This window comes from Streptomyces sp. (assembly GCF_031178505.1).
Lineage (GTDB): Bacteria > Actinomycetota > Actinomycetes > Streptomycetales > Streptomycetaceae > Streptomyces > Streptomyces gulbargensis.
Genome location: NZ_JAPSIW010000460.1, coordinates 1 through 5,745 on the forward strand (window position 1 = coordinate 1; position 5,745 = coordinate 5,745).

6 protein-coding genes are annotated in these 5,745 nt (G+C 77.8%); 3 read left to right on the forward strand and 3 right to left on the reverse strand.

Annotation, left to right across the window (positions count from 1 at the left end; translation table 11 throughout):
• Window positions 1-22: 22 nt before the first annotated feature.
• On the forward strand, window positions 23-1,024 hold the full coding sequence (locus RIF68_RS25125) for a serine/threonine-protein kinase (protein WP_309053576.1): 1,002 nt from the start codon (window positions 23-25) through the stop codon (window positions 1,022-1,024).
• A gap of 21 nt (window positions 1,025-1,045) precedes the next feature.
• Here RIF68_RS25125 and RIF68_RS25130 read toward each other — a convergent pair whose 3' ends face one another.
• A complete protein-coding gene (locus RIF68_RS25130; RefSeq protein ID WP_309053581.1) occupies window positions 1,046-2,329 on the reverse strand; it encodes a streptophobe family protein in 1,284 nt (427 codons plus the stop codon).
• Window positions 2,330-2,565: 236 nt separating this feature from the next.
• On the opposite strand from RIF68_RS25130, the gene RIF68_RS25135 reads away from it, so the two are divergent.
• Window positions 2,566-3,942 (forward strand): DUF6777 domain-containing protein, encoded by a 1,377-nt coding sequence (locus RIF68_RS25135; RefSeq protein ID WP_375165157.1) that lies wholly within the window; start codon window positions 2,566-2,568, stop codon window positions 3,940-3,942.
• Between the two features lie 21 nt (window positions 3,943-3,963).
• Here the strand turns inward: RIF68_RS25135 and RIF68_RS25140 are convergent, their stop codons facing one another.
• Window positions 3,964-4,527, reverse strand: a complete 564-nt coding sequence (locus RIF68_RS25140) for a universal stress protein (protein ID WP_309053578.1) — start codon at window positions 4,525-4,527, stop codon at window positions 3,964-3,966.
• Complete coding sequence (locus RIF68_RS25145; RefSeq protein ID WP_309053579.1) at window positions 4,524-4,709, reverse strand: hypothetical protein; 186 nt, start codon at window positions 4,707-4,709, stop codon at window positions 4,524-4,526. Before RIF68_RS25145 ends, RIF68_RS25140 begins: the two co-directional genes overlap by 4 nt.
• Before the next feature lie 141 nt (window positions 4,710-4,850).
• On the opposite strand from RIF68_RS25145, the gene RIF68_RS25150 reads away from it, so the two are divergent.
• On the forward strand, window positions 4,851-5,745 hold an 895-nt coding region (locus RIF68_RS25150), incomplete at its 3' end, for a PLP-dependent aminotransferase family protein (protein ID WP_309053580.1).

Below are 5,745 nucleotides of genomic sequence, written 5' to 3' on the forward strand. Positions count from 1 at the left end.
CGGGCCCGGCGGGTGAGGGGCCGTGACGGGCGGCGACCGGGAGGCGGGGCTTCCGGCGGGCCGGCCCTCCGGGCTGCTCGGCCGGGAGGTGGCGGGCTACCGGGTGGAGGACGAGATCGGACGCGGCGGCATGGCGGTCGTCTACCGGGCGCACGACCTCCGGCTCGACCGGACCGTGGCACTGAAGCTGCTGGCGCCCGAGCTGGCCCGCAACGACACCTTCCGGAAGCGGTTCGCGCACGAGTCACGGGTCGCGGCCTCCATCGACCACCCGCACATCGTGCCGGTCTTCGACGCCGGGGAGACGGAGGGGGTCCTGTACATCGCGATGCGGTACGTGGCCGGGCAGGACCTGGCGGCGCTGCTCGGCCGCGAGGGGCCGCTGCCGCCGGAGAAGGCGGGCCGGATCGCGGCGCAGGTGGCGTCGGCGCTCGACGCGGCGCACGCGCACGACCTGGTCCACCGGGACGTGAAGCCGGGCAACATCCTGGTGGCGGAAGGAACGGACGGCGACCACCCGGAGCACGTGTACCTGACCGATTTCGGGCTGACGAAGAAGTCGCTGTCGCTGACCGGGTTCACGACGGTGGGCGAGTTCGTGGGCACGCTCGACTACGTGGCGCCGGAGCAGATCTCGGGGAAACCGGTCGACGGCCGGTGCGACGTGTACGGGCTGGCCTGCGTGGTCTTCGAGACGCTGGCGGGGGTGCCGCCGTTCCGGCGGGACACCGACTGGGCGGTGCTGTGGGCGCAGCAGTACGATCCGCCGCCGCCGCTCTCCGAGCTGCGGCCGGGCCTCGCGGGCGCGGCCGACGCGGTGTTCGCGCGGGCGCTCGCGAAGACGCCCGAGGAGCGGTACGGGACCTGCCTGGAGTTCGTCGCGGAGCTGCGGGCCGCCCTGCTGTCGGGCGCCGGGGCGACGCGGTGGGGGCCGGGGCGGAGTGGTCCCGGCTCCTCGGCGGGACCGGTGGGCCCGCCGCCGGCGCCGCCCGCGTGGGCGCGGCCGGTCTTCCGCGAGGTGTAGGGACTCGGTGCGGGGGCGGGGTCAGGAGGGGGTGGCGGGGACTTCGCCCTTGCGGCGCACACGGGAGGCGAGGAGGCCGCCGAGCAGGCCCGCGACGAGGCCCCAGACCAGGGCGAGGCCGACGGTCCGCCAGACGTGGGGGCGCAGCAGGACCTCGCCGCCGAGGGAGTCGAGTTCGCCGATGCCGAGGATCGAGAGGCCGAAGCGGGCTTCCACGTGGGTGAGCGGCGCGGTGACCAGGAGCGTCAGGGCGAGGGCGACGCCGAGGTGGAGGGCGTGCTGCCAGAGCCGTACCCGGGCGGGCGAGCGGACGGCCGCCACGAACGCGGCGGCGAGGAGCAGCACGGCGGCGACGGGCAGGAGCCACCAGGCGCGGCCGTCCTGCGCGGCGAGCGAGGACAGGTCGACCGTGGACAGGCCGGTCCGCCCGCCGCCGAAGGGGTCGGCACTCCCGTCGCCGCCGGAGCGGAGGACGGCGTCGAGGACCTGCGGCATGGGCAGGCCGAACGGCCCCTCGGCCTTCCCCTCCCAGGCGCCGCCGATGCCCACGCCGAGCGCGAGCCAGGTGATGTTGGGCAGTCCGAGCAGGAGGACGGCGAACGTCTGGGCCGCGTGGCCCCGGGTGGCGGCGACGACCAGGCCCACGACGAGGCCCGTGAGGACGTACGCGAGGAGCAGCAGGAGCATCGCGGAGGCCGCGGGCCGCACGGCCTCCTGATGGCGCAGGAGGCGGGCGGGCAGCGGGGCGGCCCGGGAGACCAGGAGGGCGATCAGGAGGACGCCGAGGATCCACAGGAGTCCGTGGAAGAGGGTCGGGCCGAGGTCGGCGCGGAAGCCGACGGTGGGGTTCGCGGCGTCCAGGAGTTCGCCGAAGAGGTCGCCGAGGGGGCTGTCCTCGGGGCCGCCGGGGAGCGTGAGGCGGAAGTCGTGTCGGGCGAGGGCGGCGAGGCCGGTGAGGGCGAGCAGCCACAGGACGACGGTGCAGGCGGCGCGGAGGAGGAGTTCACGGCCGGGTGTCACGGCGTGGTGGCGCAGGGGCCGCAGGAAGAGGGCGCCGGTGACGAGCGCGCCGACGAGGGTGACGGTGAGGGGCATGGCGGTGAGTTCGGCGCGGGTTCCGGCCAGGGCGCCGGCGTCGCCGGAGAGTTCGACGGCGCCGCCGGCGGCCATGACGACGACCGCGGCGAGGACGGCGGGGAATCCGCCGGGCAGGTCGGCGGCGCCGGCGGCCCGGAGGCCGAGCGCCGCGGTGACCGCCATGGCGAGGAGTCCGGCGGCCACGGCCGCGAGGGCCTGCGCGGCCATGCGGACGAGGTGGCCTCCGGTCGTCGCGGAGGTCGGCCTGGGCGTGGGGGTGGGGAGCCGCTTGCGCACGCCGTCCACGCTAGTACCGGTGGGGTCCGCGCGCCGCCGGGCCGCGTCCGACCGGTGACGGGCGGTGGTGTCCCCCGCCCCGGCGCGTGCCGGGTGGGGGCGCTCCGCTTGCGGGGGGCGGCCGTTCCGCGCACACAATGGGCGCGGAACGGAAGAAAGGGAAAAACGTGACTTCCCACCCGCCGTCCGGCCCCCCGTCGGGGCCGCCCGCAGGCCCGCCCTCCGGCCCCCTCTCCGGTCCCGGCGCACGCCCGGGTTCCACCGGTTCCGCCGGTCCTCCCCCGCCGCCCGGACCCCCGAGCGGCGGTGGCGGCCGGAGCGGTCCGGGCGGTGGCGGTCCCCCGGACGGCGGCCCGCCGCCGGGCGGACCGTCGGGCAGCTCCCCGGCCGACGGCGGCAAGGGCGGCGGCCCCTGGTGGCGCTCCGTCCCGAAGGTCGCCTCGGTGACCGCCGTCCTGGTCGCCGTCGCCGCCCTCGCCGTGGTGCTCACCAACAGGCCGGACGGTTCGGGTGACACCGCCCGGTCCGGCGGGGGCGAGGTCTTCCTGCAGAACGCCGCGGCGACCGGCCCGGATCCGTTCACCCCCTCCACCGCCCGCACGGACGGCGCCTCCTCCGCGCCGGCCTCGCTGCCGCCCCGTACGGCCTCGGCCGAGGCGGGCACCCCGCGGGTGTCGGGTGCGGCGCCCGGCCTGTACGGCGGAACGCGGTCCGTGGCGAGCTGCGACGTGGAGCGGCAGATCCGGTTCCTGGCCGACGAACCCGCCAAGAACACGGCCTTCGCCAAGGTCCTCGGCATCCGGCCGGACGACGTCCCGTCGTACCTGCGGTCCCTCACCCCGCTGAACCTGCGCGTGGACACCCGGGTGACGAACCACGGCTTCCGGGACGGCGCCGCCACCTCGTACCAGGCGATCCTCCAGACCGGCACGGCGGTGCTCGTGGACGGCCGCGGGATGCCCAGGGTGCGCTGCGCCTGCGGCAATCCGCTGACGGACCCGGTGGCCCAGCGGGCCCCGCGCACGATGGGCACGCCGTGGCAGGGGTTCAACTCCTCGCAGGTCGTGGTGGTGGCGCCGGCGCCCACCGTGGTGAAGGTCTTCGTCGTGTACGACCCGGTCGACGAGGGCTGGTTCGCCCGCAAGCAGGGTGACACCGGGGAGCGGGACCGGCCGACGCCCCCGCCGCCCCGGCCGACGCCCTCGGTGTCCACGCCGCCCACGTCCCCGGGGACGGACCCCCCGTCGTCGCCCGCGACCGATTCCCCGTCGACGTCGACGCCGGCGTCCCCGGACCCGCCGTCCTCGCCTCCGTCCTCACCGCCCTCCGACCCGCCGTCGGATCCGCCGTCGGATCCGCCCTCCGACCCACCGTCGGACGGTCCCTCGTCCCCGCCGTCCGGCCCGGTCACCGACTCACCGGGGGACACGACGGACCGGTCGGCGCCGGCCGTGGTCCCGTCGACCGCGCCGTCGACCGAATCCCCCGCGGAGACCACGACCGACTCACCCCCGGCGCCGGGGCCCGCGGGCCGTCTGGTGTGAACTCCGGCCGCCGGGCCCCCGTCACCCGGGGTGGCGCCCCACCCCGGCGCCCGGTTCCCGGCCCCGTACCCCCGCCCCGGTTCCGTCCGGTGCGGGGGTACGCGCGCTCCGGCGCAGGACGCGGGCCTCGCCGGGGCGCAGGGCGGGGCCGGGCACGAGGAGGACGGGGCAGGCCGCCCGGGCCAGCACCCCGCGCCGTACCGGACGGGTCCGCAGGCGCGCCGTGAGCCCGGGGCGCGCCGCCGCGCCGAGCACGAGGAGGTCGTCCGGACGACGGGCCACCGCGCACAGTCCCGCGACGGGCGCGGCGCGCAGGGTCCTCAGCTCGACGGCGGGAGCGTCCGGGACCGCGCCCAGCCCGTCCTCGACGGCGCGGGCCAGGCGCAGCCGGGCGTCCTCGGCCCACAGGCGCGCCCAGGCCCGGTCGGGGTGGCGGGCGTACAGCGTTTCCCCCTCCGGCGGTTCCCAGGCGAGCACGGCCACGAGCGGCACGGACGCACGCCGGGCGTGCGCGCTCGCCTGCCGGAGGGCGGCCAGGGAGGCGAGCGAGCCGCTCACCCCGACGACCACCCGGCCGGGGATCACAGCGGCTCCCACACGCGCGTGCGGGCCGGGCGCACGGCGGCGGTGCCGGCGGGGCGGCGACCCGCGGCGGCCGTGGCCCGCAGACGGCGGACCCAGGCGCGTACCGCCCAGGGGCGGGCCGGGCGCTCCTCGGCGCGCCGCTGCCACAGGCGCTCGTCGCGGTCGGTGAAGTGGGCGGTCATCGCGGTCTCCTTCGCTGTCGGCCCTCCGCGGGCGCGTCGAACGCACCGCACGCGGGCCGCCGGTGGGCGGCCACCAGGCCACTGGACAGGAGTCTGTAGCCTTATTGGCCCGGACAGCAGAGCCAATGAGGAGTGATTGGCATGGCAGAGGCCCGAGTGGTCCACACCGCGGACCGGACGCTGACGGGCCGCCAGCTCGCGTCCCTCCTGACCCCGCCCCCCGAGGGCCGGTTCGGCTACCGCGAGCTCGCGCGGGCGGTCCGCGAGGCGCTCCTCGACGGCCGGGTGGCACTCCGCCTGCGGCTGCCCGCCGAGCGGGAGCTCGCCGGGGCCCTCGCGGTGAGCCGGACGACGGTGACGGGGGCGTACGACCTGCTGCGGGAGAGCGGGTACGCGCACAGCCGCCGGGGCGCCGGCACCTGGACCGCCCTGCCCGAGGGGCAGGCCCCGGCTTCGCTCGGCTCCTTCCACGGCGAGGGCACCGCCACCATCGACCTGGCCCTCGCCGCCCCCGAGGCGCCGGCCGCCGAACTGGCCGCCGCCCTCGCGGCCGCCACAGCCGAGCTCCCCCGCTACGCCCGGACGCAGGGCTACCACCCGTACGGCCTGCCGGCGCTGCGCGCGGCCGTCGCGGAGCGCTACACGGCGCGCGGTCTGCCCACCCGGCCGGAGCAGATCCTCGTGACCACCGGCGCCCAGCAGGCCCTGTCGCTGGTGCTGGCCCTCCTCGGGCGGCCGGGCGACCGGGTGCTGGCCGAGAACCCCTCGTACGCCAACGCGCTCGACGCGATGCGCGGCCGGGGTCTGCGGGTCACGCCGGTGCCGGTCACCGAGCACGGCTGGGACACCGGGCTGGTCGAGGCGGCGCTGCGGCAGACCGCGCCGCGGCTCGCGTACCTGATCCCGGACTTCCACAATCCGACCGGGCGGCTGATGCCTCAGGAGCAGCGGCGGGAGGTGGCCCGGGCGGCGCGCGCCACGCGGACGTGGCTCGTCGTGGACGAGACGCTCACCGACATGGCACTGGACGTGCCCG